This is a genomic window from Pannonibacter sp. CBAS1226 (genome assembly GCF_055685825.1).
Window position 1 is genome coordinate 214,363 of sequence record NZ_JBVOUO010000002.1, and the last position, 19,344, is coordinate 233,706.

Genomic DNA, 19,344 nt, shown 5'->3' on the forward strand with positions numbered 1-19,344 from the left:
ATGTCTGCGAATGGGCGTCATTTCCTCGATCTGACGCAGTTTGACGGTGAGGAACTGCGCGGAATTCTGGCCCTCGGGCGCAAGCTGAAGACTGAGCGCAACGGTGTCCGCCGCGGTGAAGGCCCGCTGGCCGGCAAGGTGCTGGCGATGATCTTCGAGCAGCCCTCCACCCGCACCCGCATTTCCTTCGACGTGGGCATGCGCGAACTTGGCGGTGAAACGCTGATGCTGACCGGCGCGGAAATGCAGCTGGGCCGGGGCGAGACCATCGCCGATACGGCCCGGGTGCTGTCCCGTTTCGTTGATGCCATCATGATCCGCATTCTCGACCATGATGACCTCAACGAGCTGGCGGCAAACGCCACCGTTCCGGTCATCAATGGCCTGACCAAGCGCTCGCATCCGTGCCAGATCATGGCCGATCTGATGACCTTTGAGGAGCATCGCGGCTCCATCAAGGGCAAGTCCGTGGCCTGGACCGGCGACAGCAACAACGTGCTGGCCTCCTGGGTGCATGCCGCGCCGCGTATGGATTTCGAGCTGCGCATCGCCACGCCGCCGGAACTGGCACCGCCGCCTGCGCTCATTGAAGCCGCGCGTGCGGAAGGCGCCTCGATCATCGTCACCGATGATCCCTTCGCCGCCGTGAAGGGCACCGATTGCGTCATCACCGACTGCTGGGTGTCCATGGGCGACGACGACGAGGCAACCCGTCACAACCTGCTGAGCCCCTATCAGGTGAACAAGCGGCTGATGGCGGAAGCCCATGCGGATGCCCTGTTCATGCACTGCCTGCCGGCCCATCGCGGCGAGGAAGTGACATCGGACGTGATGGACGGACCCAATTCTGTGGTCTTTGACGAGGCCGAAAACCGGCTGCATGCCCAGAAGGGTATTCTGGCCTGGTGTTTCAACGGCCTTTGAGGACGTAAAACGTGGCACTTGATCTTGCATCCTATGGCGTGACGCCTGCGGGCACCGATGCCGTCCGGCCCTTCTCCGTGGAAGGGCTGGATGTGCGCGGCCGCGCCGTGGCGCTTGGCCCCATCCTGAACCAGATCCTTGACCGGCATGACTATCCGGCCCCCGTGGCCCGCCTGCTGGGCGAAGCCATTGCGCTGACGGCGCTGCTCGGCACCTCGCTGAAGTTCGAGGGACGTTTCACGCTGCAGACCCAGACCGACGGCCCGGTGAACATGCTGGTGGTGGATTTTTCCTCACCTGATGCCATCCGCGCCTATGCCCGTTTCGAGCCGGAAGCCTTTGCGCCGGGCGGGGCAGGGGAACATGGCGATGCGGCCGCGCTTCTGGGCCGTGGCCATCTGGCGATGACCATCGACCAGGGCAAGCACATGCAGCGCTATCAGGGGCTGGTGGAGCTGGACGGCATTTCGCTGGAAGAGGTGGCCCGCCGCTACTTCGCCCGCTCCGAACAGATCCCGACCGAAGTGCGCCTTGCCGTTGGCCGTCTCTTCACCCGCCGCGAGGGCGAAGCCCCGAGCCAGCAGTGGACTGCCGGCGGCATTCTCGTGCAGTTCCTGCCCGAAGCGCCGGAGCGCATGCGTCAGGCTGATCTCCACCCCGGAGACATGCCGGAAGGCGTGGAAGAGCACAGCATTGATGAGGACGATGCCTGGACCGAGGCCCGCAGCCTCACCGGCACCGTGCGCGATGACGAGCTGACCGATCCGGACATCCCGGTGGAGGAACTGCTGTTCCGCCTGTTCCATGAGCGCGGCGTGCGCCTCTATGACGCCCAGCCCATCGCCGACCGCTGCCGCTGCTCGCGCGAGAAGATCGAAGGCATCTTCCAGAGCTTCTCCGAAGAGGAGAAGGCGGAGATGGTTGTGGACGGCAAGGTGGTGGTGACCTGCGAATTCTGCAGCGCCGTCTACGAGTTCAAGGCCGAAGCCGTCTGAAAGAGATGAAGGCTGCCCGCCCCGTTGAGGGCGGGCGCTTTTTTAGGCTGCCTCCGGCCCGGCAATGACGGCACCTTCCGTCCTGTTGCTCTCCAGAAGCTTCGCGATCAGGCCGGAACTGCGGGAGCGGGCAAGAAAGGCGTTGAGCGCCCCGATCAGGCGGGGATCCCGGCCTGCGGGCACGCCCAGGGCCTGCTTGATCACCATGAAACGCTCGGGCAGCAGACGCAATCCCGGCACGCGCCGCTGATCTGCTTCCAGCTGCTGGCGGACACCGGCCGCGACTTCCAGGTTCTCACGCATGAAGAAGTCCACGACTTCTTGTGACGTCGTGACCTTTTCCAAAGTGGCTGAGTGGATGGCGCGGCTGAGATAAAGGTCATAGGCGCTGCCACGGCCCACGGCAATCCGGATGCCCGGACGGTCCACCTGCTCCAGCGCCGTGATGGGCGAGTTCTCCCGCACCAGATACCAGCCCTCGATCAGAAGCCAGGGGTTGGTGAAGGCAACCACCTCTGCCCGTGTGGGATCGACCGCGAAGAAGCCGATGTCGGCGCGCTCTTCAGCTACCAGAGCCACGGAGGCTGCAGCATTCGTGACCGGCAGCAGTTCCAGCTCCAGCCCGCGTTCGGCGGCAAAGGCCCGGGCAAGGTCAACTGAAACACCGGCGGGAAGCTGTCCTTCGCCTGGCCTTGTCAGGATGGCGTTCCCGGTGTTGATCACCACCCGCAGCACCCCTGTTGGAGCGAAAAGAGCGTTCAGTCCGTCATTTGTCATTCGGCGTCTCCTCAGATGCTGCTGCTCTCAATAGCCTCAACAAGACGCGCAGTGAAGGCTGCAGTTCCGAGCGGGCCTCCCATATCGCCGGTTCTCCATTCCGGCACGGCGATGACGCGGGTCACCGCAGCTTCAATCATTCCGGCTGCTTCAGCCAGCCGCACGTCCTGCCGCCGTTCCGCCAGCCACCGCAGAAGCATGGCCGCGGAATTGATCAGGGACGCAGGATTGGCCCGGTCCTGTCCCGCGATCGAAGGTGCGGAGCCGTGCTGGGCCTGTGCCATTGCATGATCCGTCCCTGCATTCAGCGAGGCCGCCAGGCCAATGCTCCCCGCGATTTCGGTTGCCTGATCCGAAAGAATGTCGCCGAACATGTTCGTCGTCACGATCGTGTCAAAGGCGGAGGCATCCCGTACCAGCAATGCTGCCATCGCGTCGACGAGCACTTCCTCCAACTGGACATCGGGATAGGCCTTGGCAGTCTCGCGTGTGCAGGACAGGAACAGCCCATCGCTGAGACGCAGGACATTTGCCTTGTGCACTACGGTCAGCTTGCCGCCGCGCTGACGGGCCATCCGGAAGCCGGCCTCGGCAATGCGCAGGGAGCCTTGCCGGGTGACCTTGCGCATGGCGATGGCCACATCCTCGGTGGGCATGAACTCTCCGGTCCCGGCAAACATGGTGCGGTCGGCGTAAAAGCCCTCTGTGTTTTCCCGAACGATGACCAGATCCACCGGCACGCCGCAGCGGGCGGGGAAATCGGGATGCGACTTCGCGGGGCGGATATTGGCAAACAAATCCAGATGCTTGCGCAGATGCCCCGACGGATTGATGCCACCTTCTGAGGCGGGCGGATAGTCGTTGTGGGACACCGGACCCAGGATCACGCCATCGGCCGCCCGGGCCTGCTCCAGCAGGCCAGCGGGAAAGGTGGTGCCTTGTGCGGCGAGCGGGCGCAGCCCGACCTCGGCACGGCTCACCTGCAACCGCAGGCCAAGCCGGTGCTGCACCGCATCCAGCACCTTCAGCGTGGCCGTGGTGATCTCGGGGCTGATGCCATCGCCATCGAGGAGCAGCAGGGAAATGGGGGCGGATGGCTGGGCGGTCATGCGTGGCTCCAGTGTTGCGTTCGATCCTGCATATATCCATTTTTAGATTTAAAAATGCAATATCAAAACAGGGAGCCGCCGTGATAGGGTGAAAGCCTGTCTTCCCATTCATAGCCAAAGCACGCCATTGACCGCTTCGTCCACCTCGCGCAGCAGCATAAGTTCCCATCTGGCGGCCGATATCGCCGCCTTCATCGAAGCCGAGTCGCTGCCTGCAGGAGCGCATCTGCGCACCGGTGAGCTGGCGCGCCGTTTCGCGGTGTCCCGCTGGCCGGTTGAGCAGGCGCTGAAACAGCTGGCCGAGGCAGGACGTGTCAGGCACGAGTCCAATCGCGGCTTCTTCGTTCACGGCACCCATTCCGCCGCGCCCCCTGCGGCGCAGGATCCGATCCACGCCGCCTATCTGAAGCTGGCAGGATTGCTGGCCAGCCGGACCATCGGGCCGAGGGTGACGGAGCAGGAACTGCGCGACCGGTTTGCGCTGACGAAACGTCAGACGGCGGATCTGATGGGCCGCATGATCCGCGAAGGCATTGCCGAAAAGCGGGCAGGCTACGGCTGGGACATCAACACCGAACTGACGGCGCCGGATGCCCTTGCCCATACGACACAGTTGCGGCTGATCCTTGAGCCGGGTGCCCTGCGGCTGCCGGGCTACCGTTTGCCCCCGGAGGACATTGCCCGGTTGCGCCGCGTGGAGCACGATCTGCTGGAGGGCGGCATCGACCGTGTTCCGCCCGACACGCTCTACCTGCGGGGCGCACAGTTCCACGAGACGCTGATGACGGGTGCGGGAAACCCCTTCATGCTGCAGACCCTCGTGCGCGTGAACCGGTTGCGCCGGCTGCTGACCTATCAGGCGATGGAGGACCGGGAGCGCTACTACCGGCAGGCCCGGCAGCACTTGCGCATTCTGGACCTGCTTGAGACGGGTGACTGCGAAGGCGCGGCGGGGGAGATGGAGAGCCATCTCCGCCAGGTGCGTGACAGCCTGTCGGCACTTGGCTTCATTGTGCCGCCGGACGGTCCGGAGCGGTCCTGAAAGACGGTTGGCCTGCTCTGGAAACAGGCTGAGGCAGATCTATAATGGCTGGCATGAATCTCATCCTGCCCGCCGCCCCGCCTCTTCCTCCTGTTGTCCATCATCCGGCCTATTGCGCCGAGCTGCCGGAAGAGCACCGCTTTCCCATGAACAAGTTCCGGCGTGTGGCGGAGCTGGCGCTGGCCGAAGGGCTGGTGCCGGGCGGCAAGTTCCTGAAGCCACGGGCCGCTCCGGCGGAATGGGTGGCTTTGGCCCATGATCCGGCCTATGTGGAGCAGGTGTTCAGCACGGCGGTGCCGCCTGCCATTGCCCGCGAGATCGGCTTTCCGATGACGCAGAGCATTGCCCTGCGCGGGCGCTGTGCCACCGGCGGCTCGGTACTGACTGGCTATCTGGCGCTGGAACACGGCCTTGCCTGCAACACGGCGGGCGGCAGCCATCATGCCCGCAAGGCGCATGGGGCGGGCTTCTGCGTCTTCAACGATGTGGCCGTGGCCATCCGGGTGATGCAGGCCGATGGCGTCATCCGCCGGGCGCTGGTGGTGGATCTGGACGTGCATCAGGGCGACGGCACGGCGGATATCTTCGCAGGCGACCCGTCCGTCTTCACCTTCTCCATGCATGCGCAGAAGAACTATCCGGTGCGCAAGGTGCCGTCGGATCTGGATCTGGGGCTGGAGGACGGGCTTATGGACGCGCCTTATCTGGACCTTTTGGCGGAGCATCTGCCTCAGGTGATCGACCGGGCCGAGCCGGACATCGTGTTCTACAATGCCGGGGTTGATCCCTTTGCAGGCGACAAGCTGGGGCGGTTGGCGCTGAGCCATGAAGGCCTGCGGCTGAGGGACGAGCATGTCATCCGCACCGTGCGCCGTCTCGGCCTGCCGCTGGCTGGGGTGCTGGGCGGAGGCTATTCCACGGACATTGATGAACTGGCGGGCCGGCATCTCACCCTGTTGCGGGCGGCAGCCGCGGTCGCCCGCGAAACGTCCGTTCTGTCAGCTTGAACGGCTCGCCATCAGCCGCATGACCAGCCACACCGGCACCACCACGACGGCGCCAAGCACCAGATAGTGCCAGACCTGCTCGATGGCGGAAAAGCCCATGTTCCAGAGGCGCTGGACGAAGGAGATCAGCAGGTCGAAGAGACCCAGCGGGTCAAGGTTCAGCGCCGACAGGATGACGCCGACCACAAGCGACAGGAACACGAGGCGCAGGAGCACCCGTGCCGGACTGTCACCCAGAAACTTGTTGAGGCCACCGGACATGCCGAACTCCCTTGAAGCAGCGTCTGCGCCACAACATAGGGATTCGCCAGCCGTTCCGCATCCCCCCTGTGCGATCAGTCGGCAGCTTGCCAGCTGAGCGGGGCCGGAGTTTCCCCATGCAGCCGCACAGCCTTGGGCGGCACGCCGTACCAGGTCTTGACCGCGCGGGAGAAGGCCGAGAGCTCCGAGAAGCCAAGAAGGAAAGCGATTTCCTTCAGCGGCAGCGACGTGTCGCGCAGATAGCGTGCGGCCATGTTGCGGCGGATCGTTTCCGTCAGCTTGCGGAACGATGTCCCCTCCGCCTCCAGCAGGCGCTGCAGCGAGCGCTGCGACATGCCCAGTTCGCTGGCGACACGCTCCAGACTGACGGCGCCTGCCTTGAGGCTTTCGTTGATGGTATCGGCAACGCGCACCAGCGGATCGCTCTGGACCCGGAACTCCTCCATCTCCCGGATCGCGGCCTGTTCAACGATGCTGTAGAGGTTTTGCTCGCTGTTGGGTGTCGGCCGGTCGAGATATTTCGCGGGGATGAGGATACGGTCAAGCGGCTGGCCGAAGCGCAGCCTGCTGCCGTAGCGCTCCTGAAAGGCGGACCGGCATCGGGGCGCTGGCTGGCTGATGTCGATGCGCAGCTGCACCTGCGGGTCCTGCGTCGCATATTCGACGCGGCTGGCAGCCCAGGCAACGCGTTCGAAGGTATGCTGGGCACGGGGCATGTTCCGGTCGGGCACAATCCACTCGATGATGCCCCAATCCTCGTCCTCGCGGAAATTCAGTCCGTAGCTGTTGGAGCGCAATGGTAGGAAGCGGACCCAGTTGCGTATGCCTGCACGTAGATTGGGGGCGCACAGACCCACGTAGTCGAAGGTTGAAAACACGCCTGTCGGCATACTGGAGGCCACATCCAGAATGATGGCGTCATCCCGTGTTTCAGCCGCCACGAATTCGCAGACGGAAAGAGCGATGCGGTAGGGAATTGTCGCACCCGTTTGATGGACCGTCTCGGGAGAAATGCCAAACCGCCGGGCAATGCGGGGCCAGTCGAGGCCTTTTTCCTCGCAGATAATTTCGAGGGATTGCAGCGTGTCGGCCCGGCACCATTCCTCCACCATGCGGCGAGGCAACGACTTATCCATCAGATCTTCCCCGGCTTCATCCTGTGATTGCATAGGATGATACAACTCCCGCATTGGCGCAACATGTCAATTTTCCGTCAGATTCAATCAAAAACGGTTTGCGCCAGTGCAGGTGCCTATGCAGGTGCCAGTGCCAATGCCAGTACAGGTGCTGGCATGGTGCTTCCTCCTTCGCGCCACAGGATTCTGCCATCATGCCTCAGTCTTTACGGCTGGAAAGCGGGGAAGAATGCCTAGCGATTTCTGCCGTTGGGCTCAGGGCTGGGGGAGAGAATGAAGCGCAGGGGCAGAAGCCGTCTCCGCGCCGGTATCCTGTACATCAAACGGGTTTTCCCATGCCGGGATGAGCGGGGTTTCAGCGCGGGAACTGGCTTGATCCGGCGCACCTTCATCTTGGAGTATCTCGATGGGCGCGGGTCTTTGCGGTGCCGTGTCACCGGTCATGCCGATGAGCGGCATGTCCGGTATGGGGGTGCCTTGCGGCAGGGGTTGGAAGTCTGCCTGTTGCCATTGGCCGAGCCCAGCCTCGCGGGCTGCGGCCTCAGCCGTTGTGTAGTCTTCCGGCGCATCCTCGGAAGCCCTTGCCCAGCCTTGCTGCACCAGCCAGTAGCCAAGGTCCACCGGTCCCTTGCGGCAGATGGCGGACATGTGATGCGGGCCCAGGGAGGCGGCCGGTTCGCAGTCCACTCTGTGGCTGCGGACAAGCGCGCGCAGGGCCGTCAACGCCCTTGTGCCGCAGGGCCAGATCTGGCCGCTTGCGGTTTCACAGGTCCCGGCAGCAGGCAGGCCGGTGACATGGGCGAGTTCAACCGTCAGCTTCCCCGACTTGAGGGCGGCTCTTTCCAGGACGAGCGGGCGAATGATGTGGAAACTGCGTTCAGGCAGGGCGGCGGCTTCGCTCTGGCGGGCAGCCTGCGGCCGGACGCGCTCAATCCGCTGCAGGGGGGCCGTGATGTGAGGTACGGCGACACCCGGTGGCGAGACATTGCGCACGGCGGATTGACTGAAGGCTGGGCCTGCAAGAAAGACAAGGCTGCAAGCCCATGTGAAGCGAATGATTCCGCGGCATGAGACCGGGTGTCTGATCTCTTGTCCGGCCATGCAGTTCCGCCTCGTACCGTCCCGGTCTACTGACTGGCCCAGACGATCCGCGCCATCCAGGCGATGCTGTCGAGGTCCATCGCAGTGATGGTGCCCGAACTGCCCAGCGTATGCAACTCCAGCCGCCGCGCGGTGCGCATCACGAAGCTGCCGACCAGCATCCCGCCAGTGGTCTGGCGGAGCACGATCCGGTCGCCCCGGCGGATGGGAATGCCCGGCGCGATGACGATGATGTCTCCGTCCCGGTAAAGCGGCAGATAGTCATCGCCTCCCACACCCAGTGCATAGACCTGACTGCCCAGATCATCGGGAAAGGAGATCTCGTCCCAGCCGGCGCCCGCCGGATTGCCTGTCGCGTCGAAGAGGCCAGCGCCGTCGCCGGCCCCGCAGAGACGGGCAAATGGCATGGTTATGCCGTTTGCTGTCTTGGCGGGTGCGAGGATTGCGTCACCTTCCACAAGTTGTGCAAAGTCGGACAGCTGCGCACCTGTTGCCTCAAGTATCTTGGCAAGAGACTCCGTCGAGGGCCAGCGGGGGCGGCCGTCGCCGGCGACCCGCTTTGACGGATTGAAGGTGGTCGGATCCAGCCCGGCACGGCGCGCGAGGGCCGAGGGCGAAAGACGCTTGCGTGTGGCCAGGGCGTCTATCGCTGCCCAGACGCGCTCGTGCGAGAGCATGGTTCTTTCCTCCACGTGCTGCCTCATCAGGAATAAATCCCTTTGAATTCCATTGATATTGGCAAATATTCCTGATGCAAATGAATAGGCGGTTGATCCTGTGGTGCGTGCTGGTTGTCCAATGCAAAATCCCGGACTAGGGTCCGCCTCAACCAACGCACAGGGGCCAGTTCAGAGGCTCCCCAAAAGCACATGGGCGGACCGGCATGACGGTGATTTTCAAGATACTGACGCGCAACCTCTGGGATGAGGCCGTGAGCCGGGGCAGGTTCGATGGCGCGCCGGTCGACCTTGCCGATGGCTACATCCACTTCTCGACGGCGGAGCAGGTGCGCGAAACGGCAGCCAAACATTTTGCCGGGCAGGACGGCCTCTTGCTGGCTGCCTTCGACAGCGAGGCTTTCGGGCAGCCGGTCAAGTGGGAGCCCTCGCGCGGCGGCGCGCTGTTCCCGCATCTTTACGCCAGCTTCGATCCGGCCTGCGCCCTGTGGGTCGAGGCGCTGCCGCTCGGCCCGGATGGGCAGCATGTGTTTCCTGACCTGACGAAGTGATCTCACGCCCATGTTCCAGTCCCTTGCCAATCGCCTGACCCTCCGGGCTCTCCATTGTGTCGACGCCGAAACGGCCCATGGCGTGACGATCCGCGCGCTCGCCAGCGGTGTTTATCCGCGCTTTTCCAACACCAGCCTGCCCTCCCTGCGGCAGGAGGTGCTGGGTTTGAGCTTCCCGAACCCGCTCGGCATGGCTGCCGGCTTTGACAAGAACGGCGAAGTGCCGGATGCGATCCTCGGGATGGGCTTCGGCTTTGCCGAGGCGGGAACCGTGACGCCGCGCCCGCAGGAGGGCAACCCGCGTCCGCGCCTGTTCCGCCTGCCGGCCGATCAGGGAGTGATCAACCGCTTCGGCTTCAACAACGAGGGGCATGCGGCGCTGCTGGCCCGGCTGGAAGCGCGCAAGGGCAGGGGCGGCATCGTTGGCGTCAACGTGGGGGCCAACAAGGATGCGGCGGACCGGGTGGCCGACTATGTGGCCGGCATCCGCACCTTCGCGCACCTGGCGTCCTACTTCACCGTCAACATTTCCTCGCCCAACACGCCGGGCCTGCGCGACCTGCAGGCCAAGGCGGCGCTGGATGAGCTGCTGTCTGCCGTGATGGCCGAGCGCGATGCGCAGAGCCTGCAGGTGGGACGCAAGGTGCCGGTGCTTTTGAAGATTGCGCCGGATGTCTCCGCCGAAGGGCTGGAGGACATTGCCGAAGCGGTGCTGACCCACAAGGTGGACGGGCTGATCGTCTCCAACACCACGCTGTCGCGCGCAGGACTGCAGGACATGCGGACCGCGCAGGAAGCGGGCGGGCTTTCCGGGCGCCCCCTGTTCCGCCGTGCCGCGATCGTTCTTGCCCGCGCGCGCAAGCTGGTGGGGCCGGATCTTCCGATTGTCGGCGTTGGCGGCATCGACAGCCCCGAAACGGCTCTGGTCAAGATCACCGCCGGGGCAACGCTGCTGCAGATCTATTCGTCGCTGGTCTACAAGGGGCCGGGGCTGGTTCCCGCCATCCTCAAGCATCTGGATGGGGAACTGAAACGCGGCGGCTTCTCCAGCCTCGCCGGGCTGCGCTCAGCCAATGTGGATGCCTGGGCGAGCGAAAATCTGGACTGAGACCAAATCCCGACGAGCTTGACTCATCGGGATTTGGTCAAGCCCGTGCGGCGCTTGAGCAATTTCAAGGCATGATGCGTCAGCATCGAAAGCCTTGGTATGGAAACTGCGAAGAGGCCGGAGTTGTTGAACTCCGGCCTCTTCGCATTTGTACTTCGTGAAAGTCCCCGTCAGCGGCCCGCCGTCTGCTGCCGCAGCGCCTCGATCTCCCGGCGCAGGGCGCGGACTTCTTCGAGAATGACCCCCGTTTCGTCGTGGATCGCCTGCCGGTCAGCTTCGGCAATCGTCTCCGTTTCGGACTGCATGGCCGAAACGATGATACCGATGAAGAGGTTGAGCACGGTGAAGGCGGTGCAGACCAGGAAGGGCAGGAAGAAGGCCCAGGCATAGGGGTGAACTTCCATCACCGGCCGCACGATGCCCATGGACCAGCTTTCCAGCGTCATCACCTGGAACAGGGTGTAGAGCGAACGGCCAAGATCTCCGAACCAGTCGGGGAATGTCTCGCCATAGAGCTTCGTGGCCATGACGGCGAAGACATAGAAGACGAGGCTCATCAGCACCATGATGGAGCCCATGCCGGGCAGGGCGGTGATCAGTCCGCCGATAACCCGCCGCAGCGACGGAACCACCGAGATGAGGCGCAGCACGCGCAGGATGCGCAGCGCACGCAGCACCGAGAAGGGGCCGCTGGCCGGAACAAGGGCAATCGCCACGATCACGAAGTCGAAGATGCTCCAGGGATCGCGGAAGAAGGACAGCCGGTGCACATAAAGGCGCAACGTCAGCTCGATCACGAAAATGCCGAGGATGATCTTGTCGAGCGTGTGCAGCAGCGGGCCGATGGCAGAAACGACAGTGGGGCTGGTCTCAAGCCCGAGGGTGAAGGCATTGACAACAATGATCGCAATGATGGCCGCTTCCCAGCGGCTTGACGTGATGAGGGCCTTTAAAGTCTGGCGCATACTGAAAAATGTCCATCTGGAAACACGGCCGGACGCCGCCCGCGCAAACTGGCAATTCCGCTCTTGATACGCAATAGCCCGCAGGACATTGAAACGCAAAATCCCTCAGTTTTGCAGGTCAGTTTCCCGCGCCGGCCTCTGGAAGCACTCTGCGGAAGCCGCCCTGCATCCGGCTCCCGTTGAAAAGCGTCCCAGCGCCGCTTGACAGAACCGCCGCCGCAGGCGATCTAATGCGCCAAGGCCACGGCATCCGGACACACCTTGTCCCCTTTTGATGCCGTCATGCTCCGGCGGGTATGATGTAATGGTAGCCTGTCAGCTTCCCAAGCTGAACGCGCGGGTTCGATTCCCGCTACCCGCTCCAGATTTTCCAAGCCACTTCGAGATGCGCACTGGATCTGCCCTTGGCTGGCAGCCCTCTATGGCAAATGCTGATAGGCCCCCACATACCGGATCTTGATATTGTATCTCAAATGAGATACGGTAAGCTTGTTCGTTATAAGGGACAGGCCGATGAGCGCGACGCAGATGATCCATGTCCGTGTAGACCCTGAGCTCAAGGCAGGTGCCGAGCAGGCACTTGAGAATGTTGGGCTGTCCCTGTCGGAGGCAATCCGGGTCTTCTTGCATCGTGTGGTCCGGGATAATGGCATGCCGGTGGGTCTTGGGTCTGATCCTGACACCTATGAGCGCTGGATCGAGGAACGGATTGAAATGGCATTGGCCGATCGCCGTCCCTCCGTTTCAGGGAGCGATGCTGACCTTCAGATCGAAGCGGTTCTTGCTCTCAAGAAGTGAGCTCCATGGCAGGGCGGGCCGAGTCAGTTCGGAAACCTTGTCATCCAGTTTGATCGTTCTGGAAACACGCCAAGCACTTCTACATGCCCTTCATGTGCGATGAAGAGCACCGTCTCACCGAAACGGTTGATCTTGCGTATGCCCCGATCCTTATCGTGAAATGGATACAGGAGCGGTGTTGCCGAAAGTTTGCGGAGAATTGCCTGAACAGCCTTGTGTGTCTGCGCTGCCTGGCTCGCCGGGAGCCTCTCTAGACGGACTATGTACTCCTCAAGAGCAAAGGCGTTCCAGAAGACTTCGATGGATGGCATGACTGTTTTCCAGTTGCTGCGTTTGTTGAGCATTCGGGACCGGTAGCCCTCTACCCGCTCCCATCCTCCCCCTTCTTCCCGAAATCCGGCGTCTTGCGCTTGCGGGCGGTGCCGTGGGTGGTCTTGTGCCAGTGGTGGGGGCGGATGAAGAAGTCCCAGACGGCGCGGTAGAAGGCGAAGCTGGCGCAGAGCCAGTAGGCGGGAATGAGGGCGAGATCGCTGAAGCGCGGTTCGAAGCCGCGGGCGCGGGCGGCGCTGCGTCCGGCGATGACGGCGGCGCCATAGCCGGAAATGGCGGCCAGCGCGCTGAGGCAGACGGTGATGTCGGACATGAGCCCATCGGGCACGGGCATGTTCCACAGGCCGATCAGGTAACCCATCAGGATCATGCAGAATATGGGGTGCAGGCCGAGCGTCAGCAGGCTGCCGCCGATGAGGAAGGCGATGGGTACCGCGCGGCGCGGGCTCATATCGTGCCACAGCATGGACGGATCGCGCAGGTGGACGAGCACTGTCTGCAGCCAGCCCTTGTACCAGCGCGCCCGCTGCGCATACCAGACCTTCCACGTCACCGGCGCCTCTTCATAGGTGGCGCTGTCGAGGGCGGCACTGGAAAAGCCGAAGCGGGCAAGGCGCAGGCCAAGGTCGGCATCTTCCGTCACATTGTAGGGGTCCCACCCGCCTGCGGTAACGAGGGCCGCGCGGCGGAAATGGTTTGAGGTGCCACCCAGCGGAAAGGGCCATTCCTCGCCGGAAAACCACGGAATGACCTGATCGAACAGGCTGGCATATTCCATGGCAAACTGGCGGGTGAAAAAGCTCTCCTCCGCATTGTCGATGACAAGGCTCGCCTGCAGGCAGGCAAGGCTTTCCGGGCTTTCCCGGAACTTGCGCACCGCCTTTTTCAGCTGGCCGGGCTCTGGCCGGTCTTCCGCGTCATAGATGGTGACGAACTCGCCCATGGAGGAGTCCAGCCCATAGGCCAGTGCCCTTGGCTTGGTGCGCGGATGGCCCGGCGGCACCACCACCACTTCCATGCCTTCGCGCAGCAGGCCCCTGAAGGCCACGCGGGTTTCCCGGTCGTCCTGCTCCACCAGAAAACGGATGTCGAGCCTGTCCGCCGGATAGTCGAGCCTGGCAAGGCCATCCACCAGCGACGGCACGACTGCCGCTTCCTTGTAGAGCGGGACCAGCACCGTATAGAGCGGCCACTCTTCTTGAAATGGCCGCGCATGAGGTTGCGCTGCCGCCCTCTGGGACGGAAAAAAGGCTTCCTCTGCGGCAAGGCGCGCCCGTTCCTGGGCCTGCCTTGCGCTCGAAAGCCGGGCGATTGCGGTGAGAATGCAGGTGAGGCCCACAACAAGGCTCAGCAGCAGCATCTGCACATCAAAGGGCAGAACCATGCCGGCGAAAAAGCTTGCGGCCATGGCGGCCGCGCCGATTTGCTGGCGGGGCGTCACGCGGGTGCGGGCCGACATGTGGGGAAAGCGCGCTTCCAGTTCGCCGGCGGGCGCATTCAGCACCGTCAGGGCGTGGCGCAGAGCCGAAGGCGTGGCGATGCGCACGGCCGCACTCCAGTCCGGATGGCGCAGAAAGAAGGCGCGCAGTTCGGCGACGTGCTCAGGTTCGGGCGCAACCACATAGACCGGCCCCTCCCGGCCGAGACCGATCATCATCGGCCCGGCTTCACCCGGGCCGCATTGCAGCACGTGGCCATTGACCAGCAGCGGGCGGAAGCTGCCGACTGGCAGAAAGGGAACGCCGCAGACTTCCGCCACTGCGCTGTAATAGGCCTCTTCCGTGAGGATGGCATTGCGCATCATGTAGTGCACGGGATGGACACCGTGATAGGATGCCAGCTGACAGGCAGACCGCAGCGCAGAGGCAGAAAGACCCCGTGACACAAGGACATGCATCTCCTCTTGCAGCAATTGCTGCGGCGCGGCTCTTTCATTTTTCGGGACTGGCCCGTTTTCGGAAGAGGCCTGATGGGCCGCTGCCTGCGGGCGGGGCGAAGGAGATTCACACTGCAGGAAAGCTTCGCCGGCGTCTGCTGCCATTCTTGGCAGCTTCACAGTGTCTGACGCAGTCTCCTCTGCCACAACAGACATCGCCCGCCCCTTCCGAGGCCGCCGGACACACACTCATCCGGCTCCCGCAAGGAGTACGGCAGAAGATATTCCCACAATCAACAGTTTTATATTTTTTAGTCTCAATTGCGATTGGTTTTATACCAGCCCAGGCACCAGCTCAGGAAACTGCGGATCCTTCGCCGCTGAACGGAGCGGGCATGACCATTGTCATTCCCAACTTCCGCGATCCGCGCGCGCTGGCCGAACGTCCCGCGCAGCCGCCGGAGAAGATTGAATTCCTCGCCTCGGATGATTTTCCTCCCTTTTCCTTCCGTGACCCGCAAGGACGCCTGACCGGCTTCAATGTGGATCTGGCGCGGGCGGTCTGCGAGGAGCTTGGGGCCTCCTGCAGCTTGCGGGTGAAGGCCTTCGAGGCTTTGCCGGATGCGCTGATGGCGGGGGAGGGCGATGCCATTCTCTCCGGCCTTGCCAAGACGGAAGCTCTGCGGCGGGAGATGGCCTTCTCCGACACCTACATGCGCTTGCCCGCCCGGTTCGTGCTGGGGCAGGGCACGGACAGCTTTGATCCCAACATGCCATCCGCAAAGCGCATCAGCGTGGAAGCCGGCAGCCGCCACGAGGCCTTTCTGAAGGCTGCCTTTCCGAGCCTTGCCGTCGAGCCGTTCCCCACAGCAGGGGAGGCAAGGGCTGCGCTGAAGGAGGGCAAGGCCGATGTGCATTTCGGCGACGGCATGGCGCTGTCCTTCTGGCTGGCCAGCAAGGAGGCGGATGGCTGCTGCCGCTTTGCCCCCGGCCCCTGGCTGGAGCCGCGCTATTTTGGCGACGGGCTTTCCATTGCCTTGCGCCGTGATGAGCAGGCGCTGCTGGATGCGCTGAACTATGCCCTGCGGCAGGTGCAGGACAAGGGCATCTATGGCGAGCTTTACCTGCGCTATTTTCCGGTCGGGTTCTACTGAGGCTTCAGACCGCCAGCAAAGCCATTGCCAGACCGGCCGGTTCTGGCTAAGCCGGGTCACTCTTTGCGCGCGGAGCCCATCCGCCGCCACAACAGGACAGCCTGATGACCGAATTTCTCTGGACCCGCCCGGAAGGCACGCCGGATGCAACCCTGCTTCTGGCCCATGGCGCCGGTGCGCCGATGGACTCCGCCATCATGAACCGGCTTGCCACAGCCCTCGCGGCCGAAGGCATTGCCGTGGTGCGGTTCGAGTTTCCCTATATGGCCGCGCGCCGCACCACGGCCAAGAAGGCTCCGCCGCCGAAGGCCGAACTGCTGGTCGGGGCCTATCAGAAGGCCATGCAGGCGCTGATGGGTGAGGTGGAAGGCCCGTTCCTCATTGGCGGCAAGTCCATGGGCGGGCGTGTGGCCGCCATGCTGACGGCCGGCGCTTCGCTGCCGGGGCGTGTGAAGGGCGTTGTCTGCATCGGCTATCCGTTCCACCCGCAGGGCAAGTCCGATGTCTGGCGCCTTGAGCCGCTGGAACAGGCCCGCCGCCCCATCTTCATTGCGCAGGGCGAGCGTGACCCCTTCGGCAGTCAGGCAGAGCTGGAAGACGTGACCCTGCCGGGCACCTGCGAGATCCTGTTCCTCGAAGACGGCAACCACGACCTCGGGCCCCGCGGCCAGTCGCCCGCGACCTGGGACAGTAACATCACCGCCACCGCCAAGGCCGTTGCAGAGTTTGCCCGCAAGGTTCTGGCCGTCTGAGATAGCAGGCCCGGTGCGCCTGCCGCGCGGACTTGAGCAACTCCCGATGAGCTAGGCTCATCGGGAGTTGATATCAGCTGAGCGGACGGAAATGCTTGGAGAGCTTCAGCTCCTGCCCCTGATAGTTGGAACCGATGCCCTCGCCATAGAGCTGATGCGGGCGCTCGGCCATGTGCTCATAGACCAGCCGCCCGACCGTCTGGCCATGCTCCAGAATGAAGGGCACGTCGTGCGAGCGCACTTCCAGGACGGCGCGTGAGCCTGTGCCGCCCGCGGTGCTGTGGCCAAAGCCGGGATCGAAGAAACCGGCGTAATGCACGCGGAATTCTCCCACCAGCGGATCGAAGGGCACCATCTCGGCGGCAAAATCCGGCGGCACATGCACTGCCTCCTGGCTGACGAGGATGTAGAACTCGTTCGGGTCGAGCACCAGTTCGGCCGCCCCGCGCCGGTAGATCGGGTCCCAGAAGTCGAGCGGGTGATGCGCGTCCTTCAGATCCACGTCGATGACGCCCGTGTGGTGCTTGGCGCGGTAGCCGACGAGGCTGCCATCGCCGGAGCCTTCCAGATCGATGGACAGCTGCACGCCGCCGCCGATGCGCTCCATGCCGCCGGAGACAAGGCGCAGGCGCGCATGCACGCCTTCCAGCTCGCTGTCCGGGATCAGCGGCTCACCGGCGCGGAAGCGGATCTGCGACAGGCGCGAGCCGCTGCGCACCAGAATGGGGAAGGTGAGCGGCGAGATTTCCGCATAGAGCGGCCCGTTGTAGCCGGCCGGCACCGTGTCAAAGGCGCGCCCGCCATCGGTGATGACGCGGGTGAAGACATCAAGCCGCCCGGTGGAGCTTTTCGGGTTGGCGGTCGCCGAGATGGCATCGGGCAGCGCCAGGCTTTCCTGCAAGGGCACGATATAGACGCAGCCCGTCTCCAGCACGGCGCCGCGCGTCAGGTCGATGGTATGCAGCGCGAAGGCATCCAGCTTGTCGGCGACGGCGACGCCATTGCCCGGCAGGAAGCTGGCGCGCACCCGGTAGGCTAGCCCCCCGAGGCGCAGGTCAAGGCTGGCCGGCTGAATCTGGCCGTCGACAGGCGCCAGCTCGCTGCGGATCGTTCCGGCGCGGAACATGTCCTCGATCATGTGGGCGGGCAGAATGCCGTCTGGGCGCATGGCAAGCCTTTCATGGAGCCGGGGGAGCCGGGGAGGGGCGTTATCTTCCTCTGCGCTGTCATTAGCCGATGGCAGGGTCTTGGCCAACCCTTTCATGGCGGGTCCATGGCTGGCAAAGATTGACCACCGGCCATGAAAGGCGTATTTGCAGACAGGATCCGTGGTGATTTGAGCCGGCCGGCTTGCAGCCACGTTAAAGAAGTTGCTAAAGAGGCCGGGGAGAAACACCCGGCCTTTATGGCCGGTTTTTTGTTTCTGGAGCGAAGACCGATGAGCGCATCCGATACCCCGTCCTCCCGCCCCCTGCGTCCGGCCACCCGTCTTGTGCATGGTGGCACTGTCCGCTCCCAGCATGGCGAGACCTCCGAAGCCATCTTCCTGACGCAGGGCTTCGTCTACGCCAATGCGGAAGCAGCAGAAGCGCGCTTCAACGGCGAGGATCCGGGCTATGTCTATTCGCGCTATTCCAACCCCACCGTTGCCATGTTCGAGCAGCGCATGTGCGAGCTGGAAGAAGCGGAAGCGGCCATCGGCACCGCCAGCGGCATGGCCGCCGTCAATCTGGCGCTGATGGCATCGGTCAAGGCCGGTGATCATGTGGTTGCTGCCAAGGCGCTCTTCGGCTCTTGCCGTTACATCGTTGAAACCCTGCTGCCGCGTTTTGGCGTCACCAGCACGCTGGTGGATGGCACGGATCTGGACCAGTGGCGCGCTGCGGTGAAGCCGAACACCAAGGCCGTGTTCCTTGAGAGTCCGACCAATCCGACGCTGGATGTGATCGATATCGCCGCCGTCGCGGAGATTGCCCATGCCGTTGGCGCCCGCGTCATCATCGACAACGTCTTCGCCACGCCGATCTTCCAGTCGCCGCTGAAGCTGGGCGCCGATGTTGTGGTCTATTCGGCCACCAAGCACATTGACGGCCAGGGCCGCTGCCTGGGCGGTGTCGTCCTGTCCGATGCCAAGTGGATCGAGGAAGAGGTGCTGCCGCTGGTCAAGCACACCGGCCCGGCGATGAGCCCGTTCAATGCCTGGGTGCTGCTGAAGGGGCTGGAGACGCTGCCGCTGCGCGTTGCCCAGCAGTCTTCCAGCGCGGCCCGCATTGCCGACCGGTTGGCGGGCGACCCTGCCATTGCCCGCCTGATCTATCCGGGCCGTGACGACCATCCGCAGGCCGCCGTCGCCCGCAAGCAGATGCGCGGCGGCTCGACCATGCTGGCCTTCGAGCTGAAGGGCGGCAAGGCGGCAGCCTTCGCCTTCACCAATGCGCTGGAAGTGATCAAGCTGTCCAACAATCTGGGCGATGCCAAGAGCCTGATCACCCATCCATCCACCACCACGCACAAGAGCGTTGCCGAAGAGGCGCGACTGGAACTGGGCATCACCGAAGGCATGCTGCGCCTGTCCGTGGGCCTTGAAGATCCGCTGGACCTTCTCGAGGATATCGAGCGGGCACTGGCGGCAGCCCGCTGAGCACGGGACGATATCAGGACGGGGTGGAGTGCTTGAAAGCACTCCACCCCGTCAGTCATTTGCACGCTTGCACTTTTCGGGCGCGTTGCGGCGCTCTATATCTTGAAAATGACACGCGGAGCCGGCAACAGCCTGATCCG

At 63.7% G+C, this 19,344-nt stretch carries 20 protein-coding genes, 1 tRNA gene and 1 riboswitch; of the genes, 11 read left to right on the forward strand and 10 right to left on the reverse strand.

The features are described from left to right. Together argF and AC0CMF_RS08045 are read left to right on the forward strand one after the other, a co-directional pair. Entirely contained in the window at positions 1 to 924 is a 924-nt protein-coding gene (gene argF / locus AC0CMF_RS08040) for an ornithine carbamoyltransferase (RefSeq protein ID WP_050470876.1), read from the forward strand. Between the two features lie 11 nt (positions 925 to 935). Further along, positions 936 to 1,919, forward strand: a complete 984-nt coding sequence (locus tag AC0CMF_RS08045; protein ID WP_050470877.1) for an Hsp33 family molecular chaperone — start codon at positions 936 to 938, stop codon at positions 1,917 to 1,919. Positions 1,920 to 1,961: 42 nt separating this feature from the next. On the opposite strand, the gene AC0CMF_RS08050 is transcribed toward AC0CMF_RS08045, so the two are convergent. Beyond that, entirely contained in the window at positions 1,962 to 2,696 is a 735-nt protein-coding gene (locus AC0CMF_RS08050; RefSeq protein ID WP_094462244.1) for a transporter substrate-binding domain-containing protein, read from the reverse strand. 11 nt (positions 2,697 to 2,707) lie between these two features. After that, on the reverse strand, positions 2,708 to 3,805 hold the full coding sequence (locus tag AC0CMF_RS08055) for an isocitrate/isopropylmalate dehydrogenase family protein (RefSeq protein ID WP_472481441.1): 1,098 nt from the start codon (positions 3,803 to 3,805) through the stop codon (positions 2,708 to 2,710). Positions 3,806 to 3,932: 127 nt separating this feature from the next. Between AC0CMF_RS08055 and AC0CMF_RS08060 the strand changes: the two genes are divergently transcribed. Both AC0CMF_RS08060 and AC0CMF_RS08065 read left to right on the forward strand, forming a co-directional pair. Further along, positions 3,933 to 4,847, forward strand: coding sequence for a GntR family transcriptional regulator (locus AC0CMF_RS08060; protein ID WP_374628486.1), 915 nt, complete (start codon positions 3,933 to 3,935; stop codon positions 4,845 to 4,847). A 44-nt stretch (positions 4,848 to 4,891) separates the two neighbouring features. Then, the gene (locus AC0CMF_RS08065) at positions 4,892 to 5,854 is read left to right on the forward strand and encodes a histone deacetylase family protein (RefSeq protein WP_094462241.1); all 963 of its coding nucleotides are present in this window, start codon (positions 4,892 to 4,894) and stop codon (positions 5,852 to 5,854) included. Here the strand turns inward: AC0CMF_RS08065 and AC0CMF_RS08070 are convergent. The 4 genes from AC0CMF_RS08070 to AC0CMF_RS08085 all read right to left on the reverse strand — a co-directional run bounded on the left by AC0CMF_RS08070 (position 5,846) and on the right by AC0CMF_RS08085 (position 9,029). Then, positions 5,846 to 6,115: a DUF6460 domain-containing protein gene (locus AC0CMF_RS08070; RefSeq protein WP_050470882.1), complete on the reverse strand. Its 270-nt coding sequence runs from the start codon at positions 6,113 to 6,115 to the stop codon at positions 5,846 to 5,848. The genes AC0CMF_RS08065 and AC0CMF_RS08070 overlap by 9 nt on opposite strands. 74 nt (positions 6,116 to 6,189) lie before the next feature. Further along, a complete protein-coding gene (locus AC0CMF_RS08075) occupies positions 6,190 to 7,251 on the reverse strand; it encodes an AraC family transcriptional regulator (protein WP_374628488.1) in 1,062 nt (353 codons plus the stop codon). 255 nt (positions 7,252 to 7,506) lie between these two features. After that, the gene (locus AC0CMF_RS08080; RefSeq protein WP_374628490.1) at positions 7,507 to 8,244 is read right to left on the reverse strand and encodes a thermonuclease family protein; all 738 of its coding nucleotides are present in this window, start codon (positions 8,242 to 8,244) and stop codon (positions 7,507 to 7,509) included. Between the two features lie 134 nt (positions 8,245 to 8,378). Further along, a complete protein-coding gene (locus AC0CMF_RS08085) occupies positions 8,379 to 9,029 on the reverse strand; it encodes a S24 family peptidase (RefSeq protein WP_058897742.1) in 651 nt (216 codons plus the stop codon). Positions 9,030 to 9,235: 206 nt separating this feature from the next. Between AC0CMF_RS08085 and AC0CMF_RS08090 the strand changes: the two genes are divergently transcribed. Together AC0CMF_RS08090 and AC0CMF_RS08095 are read left to right on the forward strand one after the other, a co-directional pair. After that, complete coding sequence (locus AC0CMF_RS08090) at positions 9,236 to 9,580, forward strand: DUF952 domain-containing protein (RefSeq protein ID WP_374628491.1); 345 nt, start codon at positions 9,236 to 9,238, stop codon at positions 9,578 to 9,580. Between the two features lie 10 nt (positions 9,581 to 9,590). Beyond that, positions 9,591 to 10,688 (forward strand): quinone-dependent dihydroorotate dehydrogenase, encoded by a 1,098-nt coding sequence (locus AC0CMF_RS08095; protein ID WP_374628493.1) that lies wholly within the window; start codon positions 9,591 to 9,593, stop codon positions 10,686 to 10,688. Positions 10,689 to 10,858: 170 nt separating this feature from the next. On the opposite strand, the gene AC0CMF_RS08100 is transcribed toward AC0CMF_RS08095, so the two are convergent. Further along, positions 10,859 to 11,653, reverse strand: coding sequence for an ion transporter (locus AC0CMF_RS08100; protein WP_122519496.1), 795 nt, complete (start codon positions 11,651 to 11,653; stop codon positions 10,859 to 10,861). Positions 11,654 to 11,943: 290 nt separating this feature from the next. On the opposite strand from AC0CMF_RS08100, the gene AC0CMF_RS08105 reads away from it, so the two are divergent. Next, positions 11,944 to 12,017, forward strand: a tRNA-Gly gene (locus AC0CMF_RS08105). 149 nt (positions 12,018 to 12,166) lie between these two features. Next, complete coding sequence (locus tag AC0CMF_RS08110) at positions 12,167 to 12,451, forward strand: type II toxin-antitoxin system RelB/DinJ family antitoxin (protein ID WP_050470888.1); 285 nt, start codon at positions 12,167 to 12,169, stop codon at positions 12,449 to 12,451. 23 nt (positions 12,452 to 12,474) lie between these two features. Here the strand turns inward: AC0CMF_RS08110 and AC0CMF_RS08115 are convergent, their stop codons facing one another. Beyond that, complete coding sequence (locus AC0CMF_RS08115; protein ID WP_163001214.1) at positions 12,475 to 12,762, reverse strand: hypothetical protein; 288 nt, start codon at positions 12,760 to 12,762, stop codon at positions 12,475 to 12,477. A gap of 50 nt (positions 12,763 to 12,812) precedes the next feature. Next, positions 12,813 to 14,585, reverse strand: coding sequence for a glycosyltransferase (locus AC0CMF_RS08120; RefSeq protein ID WP_374628760.1), 1,773 nt, complete (start codon positions 14,583 to 14,585; stop codon positions 12,813 to 12,815). A 467-nt stretch (positions 14,586 to 15,052) separates the two neighbouring features. On the opposite strand from AC0CMF_RS08120, the gene AC0CMF_RS08125 reads away from it, so the two are divergent. Continuing rightward, a complete protein-coding gene (locus AC0CMF_RS08125) occupies positions 15,053 to 15,811 on the forward strand; it encodes a transporter substrate-binding domain-containing protein (RefSeq protein WP_374628494.1) in 759 nt (252 codons plus the stop codon). Between the two features lie 104 nt (positions 15,812 to 15,915). After that, positions 15,916 to 16,563 carry an alpha/beta family hydrolase gene (locus tag AC0CMF_RS08130; protein WP_374628495.1) on the forward strand — a complete coding sequence of 216 codons (648 nt, stop codon included), beginning with the start codon at positions 15,916 to 15,918 and terminating at the stop codon, positions 16,561 to 16,563. A 73-nt stretch (positions 16,564 to 16,636) separates the two neighbouring features. Here the strand turns inward: AC0CMF_RS08130 and AC0CMF_RS08135 are convergent, their stop codons facing one another. Next, complete coding sequence (locus AC0CMF_RS08135) at positions 16,637 to 17,731, reverse strand: 2'-deoxycytidine 5'-triphosphate deaminase (protein ID WP_374628496.1); 1,095 nt, start codon at positions 17,729 to 17,731, stop codon at positions 16,637 to 16,639. A 150-nt stretch (positions 17,732 to 17,881) separates the two neighbouring features. Beyond that, positions 17,882 to 17,961, forward strand: a riboswitch (SAM riboswitch). 40 nt (positions 17,962 to 18,001) lie between these two features. On the opposite strand from AC0CMF_RS08135, the gene AC0CMF_RS08140 reads away from it, so the two are divergent. Continuing rightward, complete coding sequence (locus AC0CMF_RS08140; protein WP_058897735.1) at positions 18,002 to 19,204, forward strand: O-succinylhomoserine sulfhydrylase; 1,203 nt, start codon at positions 18,002 to 18,004, stop codon at positions 19,202 to 19,204. Positions 19,205 to 19,344 lie beyond the last annotated feature (140 nt).

Excerpts from the sequence above, each read along its gene's own strand:
- argF (WP_050470876.1), top strand. The coding sequence starts at position 1 with ATGTCTGCGAATGGGCGTCATTTCCTCGATCTGACGCAGTTTGACGGT.
- AC0CMF_RS08050 (WP_094462244.1), bottom strand. The coding sequence starts at position 2,696 with ATGACAAATGACGGACTGAACGCTCTTTTCGCTCCAACAGGGGTGCTG.
- AC0CMF_RS08055 (WP_472481441.1), bottom strand. The coding sequence starts at position 3,805 with ATGACCGCCCAGCCATCCGCCCCCATTTCCCTGCTGCTCCTCGATGGC.
- AC0CMF_RS08065 (WP_094462241.1), top strand. The coding sequence starts at position 4,892 with ATGGCTGGCATGAATCTCATCCTGCCCGCCGCCCCGCCTCTTCCTCCT.
- AC0CMF_RS08070 (WP_050470882.1), bottom strand. The coding sequence starts at position 6,115 with ATGTCCGGTGGCCTCAACAAGTTTCTGGGTGACAGTCCGGCACGGGTG.
- AC0CMF_RS08075 (WP_374628488.1), bottom strand. The coding sequence starts at position 7,251 with ATGGATAAGTCGTTGCCTCGCCGCATGGTGGAGGAATGGTGCCGGGCC.
- AC0CMF_RS08085 (WP_058897742.1), bottom strand. The coding sequence starts at position 9,029 with ATGCTCTCGCACGAGCGCGTCTGGGCAGCGATAGACGCCCTGGCCACA.
- AC0CMF_RS08090 (WP_374628491.1), top strand. The coding sequence starts at position 9,236 with ATGACGGTGATTTTCAAGATACTGACGCGCAACCTCTGGGATGAGGCC.
- AC0CMF_RS08095 (WP_374628493.1), top strand. The coding sequence starts at position 9,591 with ATGTTCCAGTCCCTTGCCAATCGCCTGACCCTCCGGGCTCTCCATTGT.
- AC0CMF_RS08100 (WP_122519496.1), bottom strand. The coding sequence starts at position 11,653 with ATGCGCCAGACTTTAAAGGCCCTCATCACGTCAAGCCGCTGGGAAGCG.
- AC0CMF_RS08110 (WP_050470888.1), top strand. The coding sequence starts at position 12,167 with ATGAGCGCGACGCAGATGATCCATGTCCGTGTAGACCCTGAGCTCAAG.
- AC0CMF_RS08115 (WP_163001214.1), bottom strand. The coding sequence starts at position 12,762 with ATGCCATCCATCGAAGTCTTCTGGAACGCCTTTGCTCTTGAGGAGTAC.
- AC0CMF_RS08120 (WP_374628760.1), bottom strand. The coding sequence starts at position 14,585 with ATGATGCGCAATGCCATCCTCACGGAAGAGGCCTATTACAGCGCAGTG.
- AC0CMF_RS08125 (WP_374628494.1), top strand. The coding sequence starts at position 15,053 with ATGACCATTGTCATTCCCAACTTCCGCGATCCGCGCGCGCTGGCCGAA.
- AC0CMF_RS08130 (WP_374628495.1), top strand. The coding sequence starts at position 15,916 with ATGACCGAATTTCTCTGGACCCGCCCGGAAGGCACGCCGGATGCAACC.
- AC0CMF_RS08135 (WP_374628496.1), bottom strand. The coding sequence starts at position 17,731 with ATGCGCCCAGACGGCATTCTGCCCGCCCACATGATCGAGGACATGTTC.
- AC0CMF_RS08140 (WP_058897735.1), top strand. The coding sequence starts at position 18,002 with ATGAGCGCATCCGATACCCCGTCCTCCCGCCCCCTGCGTCCGGCCACC.